This is a genomic window from Corallococcus exercitus, assembly GCF_003611585.1.
GTDB lineage: Bacteria > Myxococcota > Myxococcia > Myxococcales > Myxococcaceae > Corallococcus > Corallococcus exercitus.
The window spans coordinates 1-17,926 of the sequence record NZ_RAVW01000184.1 but is presented as its reverse complement, the minus strand read 5'-3'; the positions used below and the strand labels follow the sequence as shown (position 1 = coordinate 17,926).

General features: G+C 71.9%; 16 protein-coding genes and 1 pseudogene. 10 read left to right on the top strand and 7 right to left on the bottom strand.

Annotated features, from left to right (window positions below; genetic code table 11):
- Positions 1-796: pseudogene (locus D7W79_RS43745) on the top strand (carboxypeptidase regulatory-like domain-containing protein); the annotation flags it as partial.
- 6 nt (positions 797-802) lie between these two features.
- On the opposite strand, the gene D7W79_RS22285 reads toward D7W79_RS43745, so the two are convergent.
- Positions 803-1,342, bottom strand: coding sequence for a MarR family transcriptional regulator (locus D7W79_RS22285; RefSeq protein WP_120527405.1), 540 nt, complete (start codon positions 1,340-1,342; stop codon positions 803-805).
- A gap of 266 nt (positions 1,343-1,608) precedes the next feature.
- Between D7W79_RS22285 and D7W79_RS22280 the strand changes: the two genes are divergently transcribed.
- Together D7W79_RS22280 and D7W79_RS22275 are read left to right on the top strand one after the other, a co-directional pair.
- The gene (locus D7W79_RS22280; RefSeq protein ID WP_120527404.1) at positions 1,609-2,247 is read left to right on the top strand and encodes a DUF6058 family natural product biosynthesis protein; all 639 of its coding nucleotides are present in this window, start codon (positions 1,609-1,611) and stop codon (positions 2,245-2,247) included.
- Positions 2,244-2,939 carry an ArsR/SmtB family transcription factor gene (locus D7W79_RS22275; protein WP_208729803.1) on the top strand — a complete coding sequence of 232 codons (696 nt, stop codon included), beginning with the start codon at positions 2,244-2,246 and terminating at the stop codon, positions 2,937-2,939. The genes D7W79_RS22280 and D7W79_RS22275 overlap by 4 nt, the downstream gene beginning before the upstream one ends.
- 99 nt (positions 2,940-3,038) lie before the next feature.
- On the opposite strand, the gene D7W79_RS22270 is transcribed toward D7W79_RS22275, so the two are convergent.
- The 4 genes from D7W79_RS22270 to D7W79_RS22255 form a co-directional block, all read right to left on the bottom strand.
- Positions 3,039-3,674, bottom strand: coding sequence for an EcsC family protein (locus D7W79_RS22270; RefSeq protein ID WP_120527402.1), 636 nt, complete (start codon positions 3,672-3,674; stop codon positions 3,039-3,041).
- Positions 3,675-3,715: 41 nt separating this feature from the next.
- Positions 3,716-4,156, bottom strand: a complete 441-nt coding sequence (locus tag D7W79_RS22265) for a hypothetical protein (protein WP_120527401.1) — start codon at positions 4,154-4,156, stop codon at positions 3,716-3,718.
- 106 nt (positions 4,157-4,262) lie between these two features.
- Entirely contained in the window at positions 4,263-4,655 is a 393-nt protein-coding gene (panD, locus tag D7W79_RS22260; RefSeq protein WP_120527400.1) for an aspartate 1-decarboxylase, read from the bottom strand.
- A 99-nt stretch (positions 4,656-4,754) separates the two neighbouring features.
- Entirely contained in the window at positions 4,755-5,597 is an 843-nt protein-coding gene (locus tag D7W79_RS22255) for an LEA/WHy family protein (protein WP_120527399.1), read from the bottom strand.
- Between the two features lie 131 nt (positions 5,598-5,728).
- On the opposite strand from D7W79_RS22255, the gene D7W79_RS22250 reads away from it, so the two are divergent.
- From D7W79_RS22250 to D7W79_RS22225, 6 genes are all read left to right on the top strand, one after another.
- A complete protein-coding gene (locus tag D7W79_RS22250; protein WP_120527398.1) occupies positions 5,729-7,225 on the top strand; it encodes an alpha/beta hydrolase in 1,497 nt (498 codons plus the stop codon).
- Between the two features lie 14 nt (positions 7,226-7,239).
- Positions 7,240-7,974, top strand: a complete 735-nt coding sequence (locus D7W79_RS22245; RefSeq protein WP_120527397.1) for an ABC transporter ATP-binding protein — start codon at positions 7,240-7,242, stop codon at positions 7,972-7,974.
- A complete protein-coding gene (locus tag D7W79_RS22240; protein WP_120527396.1) occupies positions 7,971-9,143 on the top strand; it encodes an ABC transporter permease in 1,173 nt (390 codons plus the stop codon). The genes D7W79_RS22245 and D7W79_RS22240 overlap by 4 nt, the downstream gene beginning before the upstream one ends.
- A 108-nt stretch (positions 9,144-9,251) precedes the next feature.
- Positions 9,252-10,325 carry a DUF2804 domain-containing protein gene (locus tag D7W79_RS22235; RefSeq protein WP_120527395.1) on the top strand — a complete coding sequence of 358 codons (1,074 nt, stop codon included), beginning with the start codon at positions 9,252-9,254 and terminating at the stop codon, positions 10,323-10,325.
- Between the two features lie 99 nt (positions 10,326-10,424).
- On the top strand, positions 10,425-11,810 hold the full coding sequence (locus D7W79_RS22230; RefSeq protein ID WP_120527394.1) for a tail fiber domain-containing protein: 1,386 nt from the start codon (positions 10,425-10,427) through the stop codon (positions 11,808-11,810).
- 88 nt (positions 11,811-11,898) lie between these two features.
- Positions 11,899-12,972, top strand: coding sequence for a zinc ribbon domain-containing protein (locus D7W79_RS22225; protein WP_147442008.1), 1,074 nt, complete (start codon positions 11,899-11,901; stop codon positions 12,970-12,972).
- Here the strand turns inward: D7W79_RS22225 and D7W79_RS22220 are convergent.
- Together D7W79_RS22220 and D7W79_RS22215 are read right to left on the bottom strand one after the other, a co-directional pair.
- Positions 12,964-14,322, bottom strand: coding sequence for a DUF6986 family protein (locus tag D7W79_RS22220; protein ID WP_120527392.1), 1,359 nt, complete (start codon positions 14,320-14,322; stop codon positions 12,964-12,966). The two genes, D7W79_RS22225 and D7W79_RS22220, sit on opposite strands and share 9 nt — an antisense overlap.
- A gap of 12 nt (positions 14,323-14,334) precedes the next feature.
- On the bottom strand, positions 14,335-16,887 hold the full coding sequence (locus D7W79_RS22215) for a M1 family metallopeptidase (protein WP_120527391.1): 2,553 nt from the start codon (positions 16,885-16,887) through the stop codon (positions 14,335-14,337).
- 291 nt (positions 16,888-17,178) lie between these two features.
- On the opposite strand from D7W79_RS22215, the gene D7W79_RS22210 reads away from it, so the two are divergent.
- A partial coding sequence (locus D7W79_RS22210) for a hypothetical protein (RefSeq protein ID WP_208729802.1) occupies positions 17,179-17,926 on the top strand: 748 nt, incomplete at its 3' end.

Here is a 17,926-nt window from a genome sequence, read left to right as displayed (position 1 = left end):
GCTGGGGGACGGGACGCGACCCCTGGGAACGGCGGTGTACCGGCAGGGGGATGGTGAGGAGCGGCCCCTCTCGCCGGACGGCCGCTTCACGATTCCGGATGTGCCGGCGTGGACGGAGACCCGCTTCACGGTGCGGCGGGAGGTGGCGGAGGAGACGGGACGGCCCGAGGGGCCGTCGTGGTGGGACTTCGTCTTCACGCCGACCGCGGAGTCGCGCGGCACCGTGGACGTCGTGTGGCGCATGCCGGTGTATCGCTGGCTGGTGCTCCGGATGGATGGCTTCACACGGGCGCAGCTGCGAGAGCACTCGGAGCCGCCCTATCCGGTGTACCTGCTGGAGCGTCGCGATGCGCGAGGCGACTGGAGCGTCGTGCCCACGCGGGAGTTCCGCCCGGAGGGAGACAATCTCGCGGTGTCCCTGCTGGAGCCCGGCACGTACCGGATCCAGGTGGCGTCGTCGCCCTACGCATCACGCCCGAGCAGCACCGCGCGGGCGGGCGAGGACTTCGCGGACGTGGAGGCGCGCTTGTCGCCGGAGGACGCGGCCCTGGCCTCGTGCGAGGTGCGGGTCACCCGCGAGGGACGGCCGGTGGCGGGCGCGATGGTGATCGCGGGCGGAGGGAATCCCTCGTTGCCACCTGTGCGCGGGGACACGGACACCACGGGCCGGTGGCGGATGGGGCCTGTGACCTCCAGCGCGCTCCCCCTGCAGGTGCACGGCGGGGATGCCATCGATTGGGAGGGTGACGGAGCGGAGGCGTGCCGCCGCTCGGGCGTCGTCGAGGTGCGGCTGTAGGGTTCGTCAGGCGGCCGAAGCCCTTAGAAGCTCGTCGGGGACGCTGGCCAGCTCGGCGTTCTCCTCGGCCACTTCCTCGGCGGTGCGCGCCTGGACGGTGAGGGCCTGCACCCACAGCTCCAGGATGTCCATCAGCGCGCTGCGCGTCTCGCCCTGGAGCGGGGACAGCAGCTTCGCCATGCGCTCCTGCACCTGCGCGTTGAGCTCGTCCGTCAGCGCATGGCCCGCTTCGGTGAGGCGCACGCGCACGCGCCGCCGGTCATTCCGCACGGAGCGCTCGCGGCGCACGAGGCCGCCCGCTTCCAGGCGATCCACCAGCCGGCTCAGGCGCGGCATGGCGAGTCCTCCCAGGCGCATGGCCAGCACGCCCACGGGCAGCAGGCTCTCCGCGCGCAGCCACCAGAGGGCCTGCAATTCCATCGGCTCCCAGTGGGGATGGGACAGGGCGGCCAGGGGGCTCGCCAGCGAGCCGCAGCGGGCCGCGTCCACGAGGAGGTTCCGCCACCGCGCCACCTGCACGCGCACATCCACCGAGAGTTCCGTCATGCACCCCTCCGTGCCGTGGACACGCTCCCGCATCCGGCCCCGCGGGCATCGCTCCCGGCATCCCGCGGGCTCCAAGGTCCCGCGAAGGACACAACGGAAATACGTGACGGACATATCGCTTCGGTTTCTGACCGGGATTTTTCCGGACTCTCACCGCCCGCGGTGCGAGGGGAGGCATGTCTCCAGAAGCCCATGGGTCTTCCCGGGCTCCTCCTCGCGGTGACACTTCGATGCGGACCGAATCATCCGCGTGCTACCACGGGCCCATGGACCCAAACACCTCGGGCACCGGGACGCTGACCCCAGCGGACGTGCGTTACATCACCGAACACTTCGTCCCGCTCGACACGGTGGCAGCGGGCCGGCCGGAGGCCCCGGACGCGCTCCTGGCCCTCATCGACTCCGGGCACCTGCCCCAACCCACGTACACGCTCGCCGATGGCACGGGCATGTACCCGCGCGACCTGTTGGGCCTCCTGGACGCGGCCGGGAGCCCGGACTCGGTGCGCGCCCACTTCGATGAGCGCCTGCTGCGCATGGCGGCCCGCTTCGGGACGTCCCTCACCCAGGAACGGCTCGACGCCGAGTGGCGTGGGTACCTGAAGGGGCATTACGGCGCGTGCCTGCGCGTCGTCACTCCGGAGCACATCTTCTGCAAGGAGTGGCTGGTCCGCCGACTGACAGAGGCCCTCGCCGCTCCCTCTCCGGAAGAAGAGGCCTGGTGCGCGCGGTTGCGCGCTGACGTGGAGGCACTGGACGCCCTGGAGCGCGAGTTCGCGCCGTGGGACCGGATCCGCTTCGGGGGCCCTGTGTCACGCGACCGGCTCATCGCGGCCCCCCGGTTGCGCTACCCACACCTCTTCGCTCGCGCGGGGACGCCTTCGGGCGCCAGCCCGGTGTGTTGACGGATCCGGACATCGCATCGGTCGCGACGGCGGTGGGCGAGCCGTCGCGGGCCGCCATGCTGGTGGCGTTGCTGGAGGGCCCTCCGCTCGCGGCGTGGGAGCTGGCACGGCGCGCGGGCGTGTCCGCGCAAACCGCGAGCAGCCATCTGGCGCGGCTGGTGGAAGCGCGCCTCCTGACGTTCCGCACGCAGGGCCGTCAGCGGCTGTTCCAACTCGCGGGGCCGGAGGTCGTCACGTTGCTGGAGGCCCTCGCGGTGCTGGCACCACGGACCCCCGCCCACCTCGTGACGGACGGGCGCGGGGCCACGGCGCTTCGCGAGGCGCGGACCTGCTATGACCACCTCGCGGGCCGGCTTGGGATCCGCGTGACGGACTTCCTCCTGGAGCGCGCGTTTCTCCAGCGCCAGGGGGACGCATTCCAGGTGACGCGGGCCGGGGACGGGTGGTTGCGCGACTTCGGCATCTCCGTGGAGGGACTGCGCTCCGGCCGCCGGCCCCTCACGCGCGCCTGCCTGGACTGGAGTGAGCGCCGTCCTCACCTCGCGGGCGCGCTGGGCGCGGCGCTGACCGGCCAATTCTTCGACCGCGGTTGGCTCACGCGGTTGCGCGGCACGCGCGCGGTCCGGCTCACGGAGCGGGGACGGGCCGCGCTGAGTGGCGAGTGGGGGATGGCCATGGATGTCCGTGATTGACGGGCCGCCAGGACAGCCCCACCCGCCGTGCCGTGGGTTCTCGGCGGCGTGCCAGGCCTCGCGAACGCACGCCTGACACGCCGGGGCGATGCCCGACCGTCACTCCCCGCTCGCCGCCTTGCGCTTCGCGGTCCTCGCCTTGGCGTGCGCCTTGTCGAAGCCTTCGTAGAAGCGCACGGCCTGCTCACCCACCATCTGGATGTGCTGGTTGTTGAGGTACGCCGTGATGGGCGCGGCGACGAGCGGCATCGCGCGGCCCAGCGTCGACATGCCGCCCTTCGTGAGCAGCAGCGCCGCCAGCTTCCCCAGCACCTTCGGTCCGGAGCGGTGCAGCGGCCCCAGTCCGTTGGCGTAGCCGAACAGGTCCAGCAGCTCTCCGCGCGCGCGCTCCGTCTTGAGGTTGGCCTTGTAGAGCGTGGCCACGTCCGTGAGCAGGACGATCTGCAGGTACGCCATGAACGTCAGGTCCGCCGGCAGCGAGATGAGCCCGAACACGCCGCTCACGCCGCCCACCATGCTCGCGAGGCTCTTCTTCTCATCCACCAGCCGCTGCGCCAGCTCCTTGGTCGTCGCGGACGGGTAGCGCTTCTCCAGCGCCGCCACGCGCACGCGCGCCCGGCCAATCTCCCCCTGGATGAGGTCCGACAGCCGCAGCGCCCCCAGCTTCTTCAGCTCCGCGGGGGTCAGCTTCTTCATGAAGCCCAGCCGCTCCGTCACGCCGTCGTAGAAGGCCATGTCCTCCTCCTTTGGGCCGCGATGCGCGCGGCCGGTCGTCTCTAGTAACCCCGTTCAGCCAGGTACAGGTCCACGAGCGCGCCCTCTTCGTACCAGGCGTGTCGCATCTCCGACTTGAACCACCGCGAGTCCGGACGCGCCGAGCGCACCTCCAGCTTCACCCGGTTGGGCCCCGTGTCGATGACCGCCGCGCGCGCCTTGCACGCCGCGCCGGGCTCCTCGCCGAAGCCGCCCTCCAGGCACACCTCGTCCCCCACCGACAGGCGCCGGGCGTACTCCTGGGCCAGGTAGAGGGCGTCGTCACAGCCGCCGCGCACGGAGGACTTCCCCAGCGCCGCGCAGCGGTCCTGCGTGGGCGCGCGGATGACCGGGACGTTGGAAGTGAGCGCGTCCTCCTCGTTGGGGTCGCGCTGATACGGGCCCACCTGCTTGCAGCCCGCCACCGTCACCAGGGCCACCAGGCCCGCCCACGTCCACCTCATCGCGTCATCGCCTCCGGGACGCGTCTGCGCGCCCCCGCGCCTGCAAGGAAAGGGCGGGAAGCATGGCAGACAGGGCAGGGGGCGGCAAAAGGTGCCGCCCGCGTCCCTACGCGATACGGCGCGCGGGCCCGGGGATTTCCTCGGTGACGCCAGGAACCGCCCGGTTCTTGCCGTCCACGAAGACGACCGTGGGCTTCCAGTTGGCGACCTCCGCCTCCTCGACCTCCGCGAAGGTGGCCAGGATGACCAGGTCGCCCGGCTGGTTCAGGTGCGCGGCGGCGCCGTTGATGCAGATGACGCCGCTGCCGGACTCGCCCTCCAGGGCGTACGTCTCCAGGCGGGTGCCGCGCGTGACGTTCCACACCGCGACCTTCTCGAAGGGGAGGATGTCCGCCGCCTTGAGCAGGTCTTTGTCGATGGTCACCGAACCCTCGTAGTCGAGGTCGGCCTGGGTCACCGTCGCGCGGTGGATCTTGGACTTGAAGAGGATGCGGCGCATGGGGGGCCCTCGGGAAGCGGCGCAACCGTAACGGCTCCCCTGTCCGGGAACAACATCCCGGTGTCCCGAGCACCGCCTGCTCCCCTGCATGCCCTCCCTTTACTTCGTGAAATTCAGGAGCTGGCTCAGGTTCAGGGGCACGGACTGCGCGTCCGACGTCAGGTTGCCCGTCAGGCTCACCTGCGCGTTGCCGCCCGAGCGCAGGGCCATGGCCGCGGAAGCGGCGCTCGCGAAGTTGATGGTGAGCGGCAGCGTCACCTGCTTCGTCCCGCTGCCGTCCAGCATGCCCAGGTTGCCCGTGGACAGGTTGCCCACGTTGGCGCCCGCCACCTTGAGCGCCCCGGTGATGCCCGCCACCGGCAGGGGGAAGGCGTTGCGGTTGGTGATGGCCAGGGGGAACTCCACCGTGGCCCCGCTGAGGGTGATGTTCGTGATGCGCGGCGACTGGAACTGCACCTGGGGAATCTTGGGGACGGGGAACGTGCCCTCCTTCTCCAGGGGGAACTTCAGCACGCCCAGCGGCGTCTGGATGCCCAGCGAGCCCTGCGCCTTGAAGGCCGCCGCGTCCTTGTTGAGGAACGTGGTCACCACCGGCGCGATGTCCGCGAACTTCACGTTGGCGGGGAAGACCAGCTGGCTCTTGCCGTTGGCCTTGAGGTTCACGCCGCTCTTGGGCGTGCCGGCCACCAGCTGCTTGCCCTCCACGAAGAAGGCGTAGTCCACCGACGCCAGCTTCAGGCCCAGGGCGTTGGGGTTGTCCAGCTCGTACACCAGGTCCACCGTGGCGTCGGACAGGGAGGCGTTCGCCAGCCGGGCCGTCTTGAACTTCAGCGTGGGCTTCTTGAAGGCGCCGTTGAGCAGGCTCTGCAGCGTGGCGCAGCCAGCGAGCGTGGTGAGGGAGAGGGCGAAGAGGACCAGGAACGCGCGTTTCTTCATGGGCATGGGCGTAGCAGAGGACGCCCCGCGTTCGCGCGGATTCAATCGCCGCGCGTGTCGGGGCCTCGACGGGTGCACCTTCGACACGCCAATGGTATGCGCCAGGAGGACTCCCCCGTGCCGGAGGTTGGCCCCTCGTGACAGGTGGTATCTTGTCTCACCCCTTCGCGCTGGCGGTGCTGGCGGCGCTGTCACTCACGGGCTGCTCCCAGGCCGGGTCCGGGACCAACGCTTCGGAGCCCGCGATCGCGCGGCGGATGGACCTGAAGCCCTGCCGGCTGGACGGGGTGGCCGCGCAGACGCTGTGCGGCACGCTGGAGGTCTTCGAGGACCGGGCCGCGGCGAAGGGGCGCAAGCTGTCCCTGCGCGTGGTGGTGGTGCCCGCGCTCGCGTCGCAGCCGAAGGAGGATCCGCTGTTCTTCCTGGCGGGCGGCCCCGGGCAGGCGGCCTCGCGCACGCGCATCCTGCCGGCGCTGGAGCGCATCCGGCGCCAGCGTGACATCGTCTTCGTGGACCAGCGCGGCACGGGGGATTCACACCCGCTGGACTGCGACGCGTTGAGCCCGTCGCGCACGTCGCTGGCGGAGCGCTTCGAGGACCGCGAGGACGCGGACGTGATTCCCCAGTGCAGGAAGGGCTGGGACGCGGACGAGCGGCTCTACACCACGTCCATCGCGATGGACGACCTGGACGACGTGCGCGCGGCGCTGGGCTACCGGCAGGTGAACCTGTGGGGCATCTCCTACGGGACGCGCGCGGCGCTGGTGTACATGCGCCAGCACCCGGACCGCGTGCGCACCGCCATCCTGGATGGCGTGGCCCCCATGGGGCAGTACCTGCCGCTGTACGCCGCGCGCGACGGCCAGCGCGCCCTGGACCTGCTGCTGGACGCGTGCGCGAAGGACAGCGTCTGCGCGAAGGCGTACCCGGACCTGCGGGCCCGCACGGAAGCGCTGTTCGCGAAGCTGGAGGCCGCGCCCGCGAAGGTGCACCTGGCGCACCCGCGCACGGGCGTGCCGGAGGACTTCACGCTCACCCGGCGCGTCTTCCTGTCGGAGCTGTTCTCCCTGCTCTACAGCCCGGACGTCGCGTCGCTGGTGCCGCTGATGCTGGACCGCGCCACGAAGGATGACTGGACGTCCTTCGTCGCGCTGTCCCTGGGGCTCACGGATGAAGTGGCCCGCACCACCAGCCGGGGGATGTTCATGGCGGTGGTGTGCGCGGAGGACGCGCCCTTCTTCACGGAGGAGGACGCCGAGCGCGAGGCGAAGGGCACCTGGTTCGGCCCGCGCATGGCGCTGGACGTGAAGCGCGCGTGCGCGAAGTGGCCGCAAGCCAATGTCCCCAAGAGCTTCCGCGAGCCGGTGAAGTCGGACATCCCCACGCTGCTGTTGTCCGGCGAGCTGGACCCCGTGACGCCGCCGCCCTGGGGTGAAGAGGCGAAGCGGACGCTGACGCACAGCCTGCACGTGGTGGTGCCGGGGCTGGGGCACAACACGGTGGGCGCGGACTGCGCGCGCTCGCTGATGGCGGAGGTGCTCACGCGCGGCAGCGTGGAGGGCCTGAAGCCCGACTGCGGCGCGGGCCTCAAACGGCCGCCCTTCTTCACCTCCTTCGCTGGCCCCGTGCCGTAGGACTTCAAGCGCCCATGATTGAAGCCAGGAACCTGCACAAGCGCTTCGGCTCCGTGACGGCCGTGCACGACGTGTCCTTCACCGCGGAGGACGGAGTCATCACGGGCCTCCTGGGCCCCAACGGCGCGGGGAAGACGACGACGCTGCGCATGCTCTACACGCTGGTGCGCCCGGACGGCGGCACCGCCACCGTGGACGGCGTGGACGTGGCCCAGAAGCCGGAGGTGGCCCGGAGGGCCCTGGGCGTGCTGCCCGACGCGCGCGGCCTCTACCCGCGCCTCACCGCGCGCGAGCACGCGCGGTACTTCGGCGAGCTGCACGGGCTGTCCGGCGCCGCATTGGATGCGCGCGTGGAGGAGCTGGTGGAGCTGCTGGACATGAAGGACATCGCGGACCGGCGCACGGAGGGCTTCAGCCAGGGCGAGCGCGTGAAGGTGGCGCTGGCGCGCGCGCTGGTGCACGGGCCGCGCAACGTGCTGCTGGACGAGCCCACCAACGGCCTGGACGTGATGGCCACGCGCTCCGTGCGCACGCTGTTGCGCAAGCTCAAGGCGCAAGGCTGCTGCGTGGTGTTCTCCAGTCACGTGATGCAGGAGGTGGCCGCGCTGTGTGACCGCATCGTGGTGGTGGCGCGCGGGCGGGTGGTGGCGGACGGGACGGCGGACGCGCTGCGCGCGAGCACCGGCAAGGACAGCCTGGAGGAAGCCTTCGTGAGCGTGATTGGCAGCGAGCAGGGGTTGCGCGAATGAGGGGCCAGGTCGGGACGGTGCTGCGCAAGGAGGTGCGCGACCACCTGCGCGACAGGCGCACGCTGGGCTCCGCGGTGATGTGGCCGCTGTTGGGGCCGCTGGTGTTCCTGGTGATGTTCAACGTGATGGCCTCCTGGTACCGGCAGGACCGGCCGCTGGAGATGCCCGTGGTGGGCCGCGAGCACGCGCCCAGCCTGATGGCCTTCCTGGAGCGCTACGGCGCGAAGCTGTCGGAGGCCCCGAAGGACTACGAGGCGCTGGTGCAGGCCGGGAAGCTGGACCTGGTGCTGGTGGTGCCGGAGGACTACGCGAAGGAGTTCGCGGACGGGCACACCGCCGCGGTGCGGCTGGTGGTGGACAGCTCGCGCAACAAGGCCCGCCAGTCCGTGCAGCGCGCGCAGCGGATGCTGGGCGCGTACTCGCAGCAGACCGGCAGCCAGCGCCTGTTCGCGCGCGGCGTGTCCCCGGAGTTGGCGGTGCCCGTGCGCGTGGACGAATTGGATTTGTCCACGCCCGAGCGCACCGCGGCCACGGTGCTCACCACCATCCCGCTGTTCCTGGTGATGGCGGCGTTCGCGGGCGGCATGCAGCTGGCCAGCGACACCATGGCCGGCGAGCGCGAGCGCGGCTCGCTGGAGCCCCTCTTGCTCAACCCCGCCCCGCGCGGCGCGCTGGTGGCGGGCAAGTGGCTGGCCACCTGCGCCATGGCGGGCACGGGCGTGCTGTTGTGTCTGGTGGGTTACTTCCTGGTGGTGAAGCGCGTGCCGCTGGAGGACCTGGGCGTGCGCGCCCGCTTCGACGCGCCGGCCGCGCTGGGCATGCTGGCCGCGGTGCTGCCGCTGGTGCTGGCCGCGTCCGCCGTGCAGATGTGGGTGTCCACCTATGCACGGTCGTTCAAGGAGGCGCAGACGTACCTGTCGCTCCTGATGGTGCTGCCCACGCTGCCCGGGATGATGCTGGCCCTGTCCCCCATCCAGACGCAGACGTGGATGTTCGCGGTGCCGGTGCTGGGGCAGGAGCTGCTCGCGGGCGAGGTGATGCGCGGCGAGTCGCTGGGGCCCGTGCCCTTCCTGCTCGCGCTCGTGTCCTGCGTGGTGGTGTCGGCGGTGGCGCTGCGCTTCACCACGCGTCTGTTGACCCAGGAGCGCATCATCTTCGGCAGGAGCTAGCGGGCAGGCTCGCTCCGGCCGGGCTCCTGGCCCCGAGTGTTTTCGGGGCGCCGCTTGGGCCACGTGTTCGCGTGACAGGGACGGCGAAGTGCCGTCCAATGTTTCACGATGACGCTCGAGCGTGAACGAGAAGCCCTGCTGCCCTTCGCCCCGGCCTCGGTGGCCTCCACGGAAGGGGAGCCCCGGTTCGGGACGTACCAGGGAGAGCTGCCGGAAGTGGACCTGCCCCGGCTGTTGGGGAAGTGGGCCCCGGGGCGCACCACACGGCTGCTCAAGCGCAAGCGCTGGCACTACACCTTCGTCGCCACGCAGGAGGTGGCGGCCCTCTTCGCGGTGGTGGACCTGGGCTACACGGCCAACGCCTTCGCGGTGGCGGTGGACCTCCAGGAGAAGAAGCCCCTGTGCGACGTGAGCTTCCTGGGCGTGCCCGGGCCGCTGGCGGAGGTGAGCGACAAGCCGGGCGCGGGGCTGGTGGCGGCCTTCCGCACGCTGGGTGGCCGCATGTCCGTGAAGCGCGGTGAGTCCGACGAGCGCTACCAGGTGGAGGTGGACGTCAGCCGCATGCGCACGCAGTCGCTCCAGTCGTTCCAGTGGAACGGCGAGCTGCTGGTGGCGGGCGGCCCGCCGGCCCTCACCGTCATCGCGCCCGTGGAGGGCGACGGGCTGGTCAACGTCACCCAGAAGCGCAGCGGCCTGCTGGCCTTCGGCAGCCTGGAGGCGGGCGGCCGGCGCTTCCGGCTGGACGGCGGCGTGGGCGGCATGGACTACACGCAGGGCTACCTGGCGCGGCACACCGCCTGGCGCTGGGCCTTCGCGGCCGGGCGGCTGCCGGACGGCACGCCCGTGGGGCTCAACCTGGTGGAGGGCTTCAACGAGGGCGCCACCGAGGCCAACGAGAACGCCGTCTGGCTGGGCGACCGGCTCTACCCCGTGGGCCGCGCGCGCTTCGAGTACGACGCGAAGGAGCTGCTGGACCCGTGGCGCCTGACGACGGCGGACGGCGCGGTGGACCTGCGCTTCAAGCCCATCTACGTGCACCGCGAGGAGCGCAACCTGCGCCTCGTGGTGAGCCACTTCGCCCAGCCCGTGGGCTTCTTCGAGGGCACCCTGCGCGTGGGCGGCCAGGAGCTGAATCTGTCCAACGTCCCCGGCGTCACCGAGGACCAGGACATGCTCTGGTAGGTGCGGTTCTCCTGGACGGCCTGACTCGCGGGGAGGTCCTGGGTTGTCTTGGACCCGGTGCTTTGCCAGTGTGGGCGCCCTTCACCGGGAGAGCACCGCATGTCGTCTGTCCGAGGAGCTGGGGTCGCGTTGGGCTGTGTCGTGGGGCTGCTGGCCAGCGCCTGTGGTTCGGACCCGGCGCCCGCGCAGCAGCGGGAGATTGGCACGGGGCTGACGCTGGAGGGTGACGCCGTGCGCGTCGTCTACGGCGACGGGCCGGGCACTGCGGTGGAGGGGAATGATCCGCGCCTCGCGGCCGCGGGGCAGGGCATCCGCAACGGGACGGAGCCGCAGGACGCGTCGTTCGCGGTGGCGGGCACAGGGCAGGTGCGCGGCCGGCTGACGGCGAACGCGGAGGTGTTCCTGGACGCGGCGGCGTCCGCGAAGGAGACGGTGCCGCTGCTGCGCGTGCGGAACACCGTGTCCGGAACCAACGAGCCCACCTGGGGCAACTACCGGGTCTTCACGGTGGACTCCGCGGGCGGGCTGCTCGCGCGGGGTGAGCAGGGCTTCGGCCTCATCCCCATGACGGGCGCCGGGGACCGGATGATGTGGCACCCGTTCAAGGCGGCCTTCCGCGTGGGCCACGCCGACACCGAGTGGGACGAGGCCAACATCGGCTTCGTGTCCTTCGCGGGCGGCAACAAGACGCTGGCCAGCGCGTATGGCTCCGTCGCGTTCGGCGACCAGTGCACGGCCACCGGCACGGTCGCGGTGTGCATGGGCTCCGCCAACAAGGCCACCGGGACGGCGTCCTTCGCCGTCGGCGCCTCCACCACCGCGAGCGGCTTCGCCTCCGTGGCGGCGGGCTACACCAACGTGGCCTCGGGGCAAGGGGCGGTGGCGCTGGGGTACCGCACCAGCGCGGACGCGGACTACTCGCTGGCGCTGGGGCAGCGCGCGGGCTCCGGCGGTTTCACGGGGTCCTTCATCTGGGCGGATCAGTCCACCGTCTCCAGCGTGGTGACGAACACGGCGAGCAACCAGTTCATGGCGCGCGCGTCCGGTGGGTTCCGCTTCCGCACGAGCAGCAACCTCACCACCGGCTGTGACCTGCCGGCGGGCTCGGGCGCGTTCAGCTGCACGTCGGACCGGACCACGAAGGAGGACTTCCGCCGCGTGGACGCGGAGGCCGTGCTGGCCAAGGTGGCGGCGATGCCGGTGGAGAGCTGGCGCTACAAGGCGGAGGCGGACGGCGTGCGCCACGTGGGCCCGGTGGCGCAGGACTTCCGCGCGGCGTTCGGCCTGGGCACGGATGACAAGAGCATTGGCCTGCTGGACATCGACGGCGTGAACATGGTGGCCATCCAGGCGCTGGCGCGCCGCACGGAGGAGCTGAACGCGAAGAGCGCGGAGGTGGACGCGCTCAAGGCGCAGATGGCGGAGCTCCAGCGCAGCCTGTCCCGCCTGGAGGCGGCCGTGCATGCGAAGGGTGTGAAGCCCTGAGGGCTTCCTGGGCGTTCCTGGAAGATGCAGCAGAGGGCGCGGTGTAGGCTCTTCGCGCCCTTTTTCGCCTGAGGAGGACCTTCGCGCCATGTCCTGCCCGCACTGTGGTCAGCCGCTCCCTGAAGGCCTGTCGTCGCGGACGTGTCCCCACTGTGGCGGGGACGTGAACGCGCCCGGGTCGCCGGTGATGGACGAGGTGGCGGACAAGGCCCAGAAGGCGGCGGACTCGGCGGGCCGCGCGGTGCAGGACGTGCTGGATGACCCGAGGCTGCGCGAGCGGCTGCCCGGGGGCTCGCTGCCGCTGCTCGGCTCCGGGCTGGTGGCGGCGGCGGTGGTGGTGCCCGTGCTGCCCTTCTTCGACGGCGGGCTGGGGCTGCCGTGGGCGGCGCTGATGCTGGTGGGCAGCGGCATGCTGTTCGCGCGCGAGTGGGTGGCCGCGGGCCGGAAGCTGCCCCCTGCGCTGATGCCGGTGGTGAAGTGGGCCGCGCATCCGGCGTTCCTGCCGATGTTCACCGCGCTCACCGTGACGCAGGCGTTCCTGTCGCTGGGGCTGGGCGTGGCGCCGCTGTTGTGGGTGCTGGCGGCGGTGGTGCTGGCTTCCGTGCAGTGGCGGGCGTTCAAGGCGTCGTCGCTGGCGGAGCCGTCGCTCCCCCGGCGGCCCGCGGACGTGCGGCTGAAGCGGTGGGTGTTCGCGGGCGTGGCCGCGTGCGCGCTGGGGCTGCTGTTGCCGTGGAGTTCCGCGTGGACGGGCTCGCTGGTGCCCACGATGCACCTGCAGCGCGAGCGCAACATCACCATCGACGACAACTTCGCCTGGGACATCCAGGACCACGACACGTGGAAGTTCAACACGCTGGTGTTCCCGTCCTCCGCGCAGGGGGCGGGGACGGGGCGCGGCCGGCTGGGCGCGACGGGCGTGGTGCTGGGGCTCCTGGCGCTGGGCGTGCTGGGGTCGGTGCGGCGCGCGCGGGAGGCGCTGCCCCCGGTGGTGCCGGCGGTGCTCGCGGGCCTCATCACCGTCTGGGCGCTGACGGGCCTGTCCTCGCGGCCCGGGCCGTGGCTGTTCCTGCTGGGCATCCTCGCGGTGGACGTGGCGGTCGCGCGCGAGTGGCTGGGGCCCCGGAGCGCGGTGCCTCCGGGGCAGCCGCCCGCGTCAGCGTGACCCGTCGGCGCGGCCCTGGACGATGGCGCGGAAGGAGCGGCTTCGCAGCTCCTCCAGCGTCAGGCCGGTGGCGCGGGCCTCCTCTTCCGTGAGGGCGCCGCAGGCAAGGCCGCGCAGGAAGAAGTTGAGCAGCCCCTGGCCGGTGGCGGCGTCGTCGAACACGTCGCCCAGCAGTGTGGCCTGGGCGGCCTTGTCCACGAAGGCCTTGAGGCGCTGGGACGCCGGCTCCAGGCCCTCCAGGAAGAAGGCGTAGACGGCGGCGTAGCGCACGGGGAGCTGGGCGGGGTGCAGGTCCCAGCCCTGGTAGTAGCCGCGCTCCAGCGAGTGGCGCGTGTGCCGGTACGCCACCTGCCACGCGCGGTGCAAGGCGTCGGTGTTCTCACGCAATTGCGTGGGGAGCAGCGCGGTGTCGCCCTGCTTGCGGTGGGGGCCCACGGGCATGACGTTGGTGGCGCCGTCGGACAGGCGCACGCCGCTGCCCGCGAGGAGCACCTGCACGGTGTCGCGCAGGTAGTCACATGCGGGGTGGAGCATGTGCTGCATGTGCGCGCTGACGTCCAGGGCGGCGGTGTAGTCGTAGACGCCCAGGTGCACGTGGGAGCAGCGGCCCTCACCGGCCTCCACGAGCGAGCGCAGGTGCGGCCGGCCGCGCGCGTCGAAGAGGGCCTGGGGCGTCTCCACCATCAGCTCCAGCGAGAGCGCGCCGGGGGGCAGGTGGTGGGCGGACTCCAGCTCCGACAAGAGCTTCGCCAGGGCGGTCACCTGTTCGGGCACGGTGACCTTGGGCAGGGTGACGACGAAGGACGGGGGCAACCTGCCACCGGATTGCTCCAGCAGCGTGGTGACGAAGAGGTCCAGGGTGCGCGAGGCGCGGGCGTAGAGTTCTTCCGTGAAGGACTTCACGCGGATGCCGATGAACGGCGGGAGCGAGCCCTGCTCCAGGCCGCGGGCCACCTCCGTGGCGGCGGCGACGGCGTGGGCGTCCTCCTCCGAGTCGGGGCGGTGTCCGTAACCGTCCTCGAAGTCGATGCGGAAGTCCTCCACGGGCTCGCGCTGGAGCTTGTCCACGACGCGGTCATGGACGCGCTGGGCGAAGCCGCCGCGCTGGGGCAGGCCCAGGCCATGGGCGAGCTGGGAGCCGTCGGCGGCATGGTCGCGCAGCGCCGCGAGCGCCAGGTCCCCCATCTTCCGCGCGGTGCCCGCGCGGAAGAGGTGGGCGCCGCCGTACACGGTGTGCACGGGCTGGCGCCGGGAGGACTCGCCCGGGTACGCATGGGCGAACGCCACGTTGGCGCGGCGCAGGGCCTCACGGGAGGCGGCGGAGGCTTCAGGCGTGAGCGTGGTCTTCATGGACGCCGGATATCACGGCCGGCGCTTGAGCCACGCGGCCACCTCCGGGGCCACGCGCTCGCGCAGGGCCACGTCCTGCGTCAGGCGCTCCAGCGTCTGCGCCGTGGCCTGCTGCGCCTCCGGGATGGGGTTCGCCTGGAGCAGCGCCTTCACCTGGTCCAGGTGCTCGCGCGTGCGCAACAGGCCCAGGCCTTCCACCACCCGGCGCAGCAGCATGGGCGCCGCTCCCGTGCGCGTCACCAGGTCCTTCCAGCGCTTCTGCAGCTGCTGCCACCAGGCGTCGCGCCCGGTGCGGTTGCTCAGCAGGCCCGTCGCGAAGATGGCCACGTCCTGCGTCTTCACCGCCTCCGTGAACAACAGGCCCTGGGCCCGCTCCGTCAGCTTCGCGTCCTCGAAGGACGTGAGCGCCATCAGGTAGCGCCGCTGCGTCGCCGGGTCCGGCTCCTTCGGCAGCCGCTGCAGCAGGTCCTCGAAGAGCGCCGCGTCGCCCGCGCGCGCCACCATGCCCACCGCCGTGTCCAGCAGGTTCGCGTCCAGCGCCGTCTTGTCCCCCTGGAGCATCCGCGCCACCAGGGGCCGCGCCTGCGCCAGCACCTCCGGACTGCGCGCCAGCCCGCCCACCGCGCGCACCAGCGCCGCGCGGCGCAGCTTCACCGGATCCGGCTCGCCCTGCGCCGCCTGCCAGCCCAGCTTCTTCAGGCCGCCGCCCAGCAGCCCCTCCACCCACCGGCGGAAGCGCTCCTGGTCCTCGCCTTCCGTCAGCCGGTTCTCGATGTAGCCGAGCCGCCCGACGAGCTCGTCCAGCACCGCCTCGTCCTCCTCGTCCCCGAAGCGCGCCGCCAGGTCCAGCAGGTCCGCCACCGGCGCCTGTCCCGCGCGCACCAGCGCCCACGTGTCCGCGAGCAGCGAGATGCGCTCCGACGGCGCCAGCGTCCCCAGGTTCGCCGCCAGCGCGTCCAGCGCCGGCTTCTCGTACGCCACCCGGTAGAAGCCCGTGGAGCCGCCGTTGGCGCACAGCCACTTCACGTCCCCCGTGCCCTCCAGCGTCACCGTGGCCTGCGCGTCGCGGAAGAGCACGCGCTGCTCCTTCACGCCGCCCGCGTCCTCGAAGCGCAGCACCATGGGCACCGGCCACGTCTCCGGGCTCTTCACCCCCGGCTCCGAGTAGAAGCGCCGCTGCGACAGCGCCACCTTGCGCCCCTCCAGCTTCACCGACACCAGCGGGAAGCCGCTCTGGCCAATCCACTTGGTGGCCAGCTCGTTCACCGGCTGCTTCGCCGCTTCACCCAGCGCGTTCCACAGGTCTTCCTTCACCGCGTTCGCGCGCGCGTGCTTGCGCATGTACAGCCGGATGCCTTCGCGGAAGGGCCCCTCCCCCAGGAACCCCTCGATCATCCGCAGCACCGCGCCGCCCTTCTCGTAGGTGATGGCGTCGAAGCTCTCACCGGCCTCGCCCGCGTTGCGCACCTCACCGTGGATGGGGTGCGTGGACTTGAGCGCGTCCAGCGCCAGCGCGCTCGCGCGGTGCGCGTCGAAGTCCAGCCACATGCGCCAGTCCGGCCGCCACTGGTCCACGATTTTAAAAGCCATCCACGTCGCGAACGCCTCGTTGAGCCAGAGGTCGTCCCACCACACCATCGTCACCCAGTTGCCGAACCACTGGTGCGCCAGTTCGTGCGTCACCACCTCCGCCACGCGCTTCTGCACGGACAGGGGCGCGGTGGCCGGGTCCAACAGCAGTGCCACCTCCCGGTACGTGATGAGGCCGGCGTTCTCCATCGCGCCCGCCTCGAAGTCCGGGATGCCCACCTGGTCCACCTTGCCAAAGGCATACGGCAGCCCGAAGTAGTCCTGCAGCCGGGGCAGGACCTGGAGCGCCGCGTCCTGCCCGAACTTCGCCAGGTGCGCCTTCTCCGGCAGCGACCACGTGCGCACCGGGATGCCCTCCGCCTGCTCCTCCGGCGTGCCCACCAGCGGACCCACCACCAGCGCGATGAGGTACGAGCTGAGCAGCTCCGTCTCCTGGAACGTCACCTTGCGCAGCGCCCCGTCCGCCTCGTCCTTCACCACGCGGCCGTTGCCCAGCACCGTGTGCCCCTGGGGCACGCGCACCGTGAGCGCCCAGCGGGCCTTGAAGGCCGGCTCGTCGAAGCAGGGGAACAGCCGCCGCGCGTCCGCGGCCTCGAACTGCGTGGCGGCCACCTTGCCCGCCGCGTACAGGCCGCGCAGGCCCTCGCTGAAGTGCCCCGTCCACAGCACGTCCAGCGTGGCGCTGCCCGCGGGCAGGGGAGCGTCGAACGTGAGCACCACCGTCTCGCTCACCGGCGCCACGCGCTTGGACGCGGGCTTGCGCGCGTCGTTGCCCGCGCGGAAGGTGACGTCGCCCAGCTCCAGCGCGTTGGCGTGGAGGATGATCTCCGTCGTGGGCTGGGACAGCTCCAGCTCCACGCGCTGCTCGCCCGTGAAGGTGCGCCCCTCCAGGTCCAGGGTCACCGTCGCCTGGTAGCGGCGCGGACGGAGGGTGGTGGGCAGGCGGAAGTTCTTCTCGTCGGTGGGATGCGCCATAGGGGCGGCAATCTAGCGCCGGCCGCGCCTTGTGCTCGTGCTCCATTTCCCAGTGTCCGCCGCTTCACGGGCGCTCCACCCCGCTGCCCGGGTGCCCACGTGGAGAGCCCGTGCAGCTCGACCGCGTCATGGGAGGGCCGCGTCTCCAGCGCCTCCGTGTTCAGTCCAACCCTCCGGGGCCTGTCGCGCCGTACATCCACCTCCACCGGGCGACACCTCCGTTGGCCGGAGGGCAGGAAGGTGCCTCCGTGGATGGCTTTGGAGCGCGGGACTCGCGCAGACTGCCGGGCCATGGGCTCTCGTCTTGTCCACGTCCTCCTCGTGTCCCTGGTCACCGTGCTGGGACTGCTCCTCCCGTGGGTGCAGGCGGACGACTGGGTCCGCCTGCTGGAGACGGTGCTGGCGTCGGCGGCCATCTGGCGGCTGTCCGGGGTGGAGCTGGGCGTGGTGCACCGGCTCGCGGAGCTGGCGGTCTGCGCGGTCGCGGGGGCGATGCTGGGCAACGCGCAGGCGTTCGCGCTGCGCCGGGCGGGGCTCCAGGTGTCTGGCTGGGCGGGGATGACGTCCACGGCGGTGGCGGTGGGCCTGGTGGGCTCGCGCGCCCTGGCCGTGGCGCTGGGGCTGTCGCCTGGGATGGCGCCCGTGGGGATGGGGCTGGTGCTGGGCCTCACGCAGGGGTGGCTCTTGCGGCGCGAGGTGCATGGCGCCGCCGTGTGGGTGGCGGCGTGCGCGGTGGGCTACGGCATGGCCGGGCCGGCGGCGGACTGGAAGGCCCACGCCTGGAAGTCGGCGGTGGAGATGGGCGCGACCTGGCGCCTGTCCTCCATCACCCTCACGGCGCAGGTCGTGACGTGGGGGGCGCTGGCGATGTGCATGGCCATTGGCGGCGTGTTCATCCTCACGAGCCTGCGCACGCAGGTGCTGCCCGCCCCCGGTTCGCGGTTGCCCGGCGCCGTGGGACAGCTCGCGTTCCTGGGACTGGCGCTGCCGCTGATGGTCGCGCTGGAGGCCCGGGAGAAGAGCGAGCCGCGATGGATTC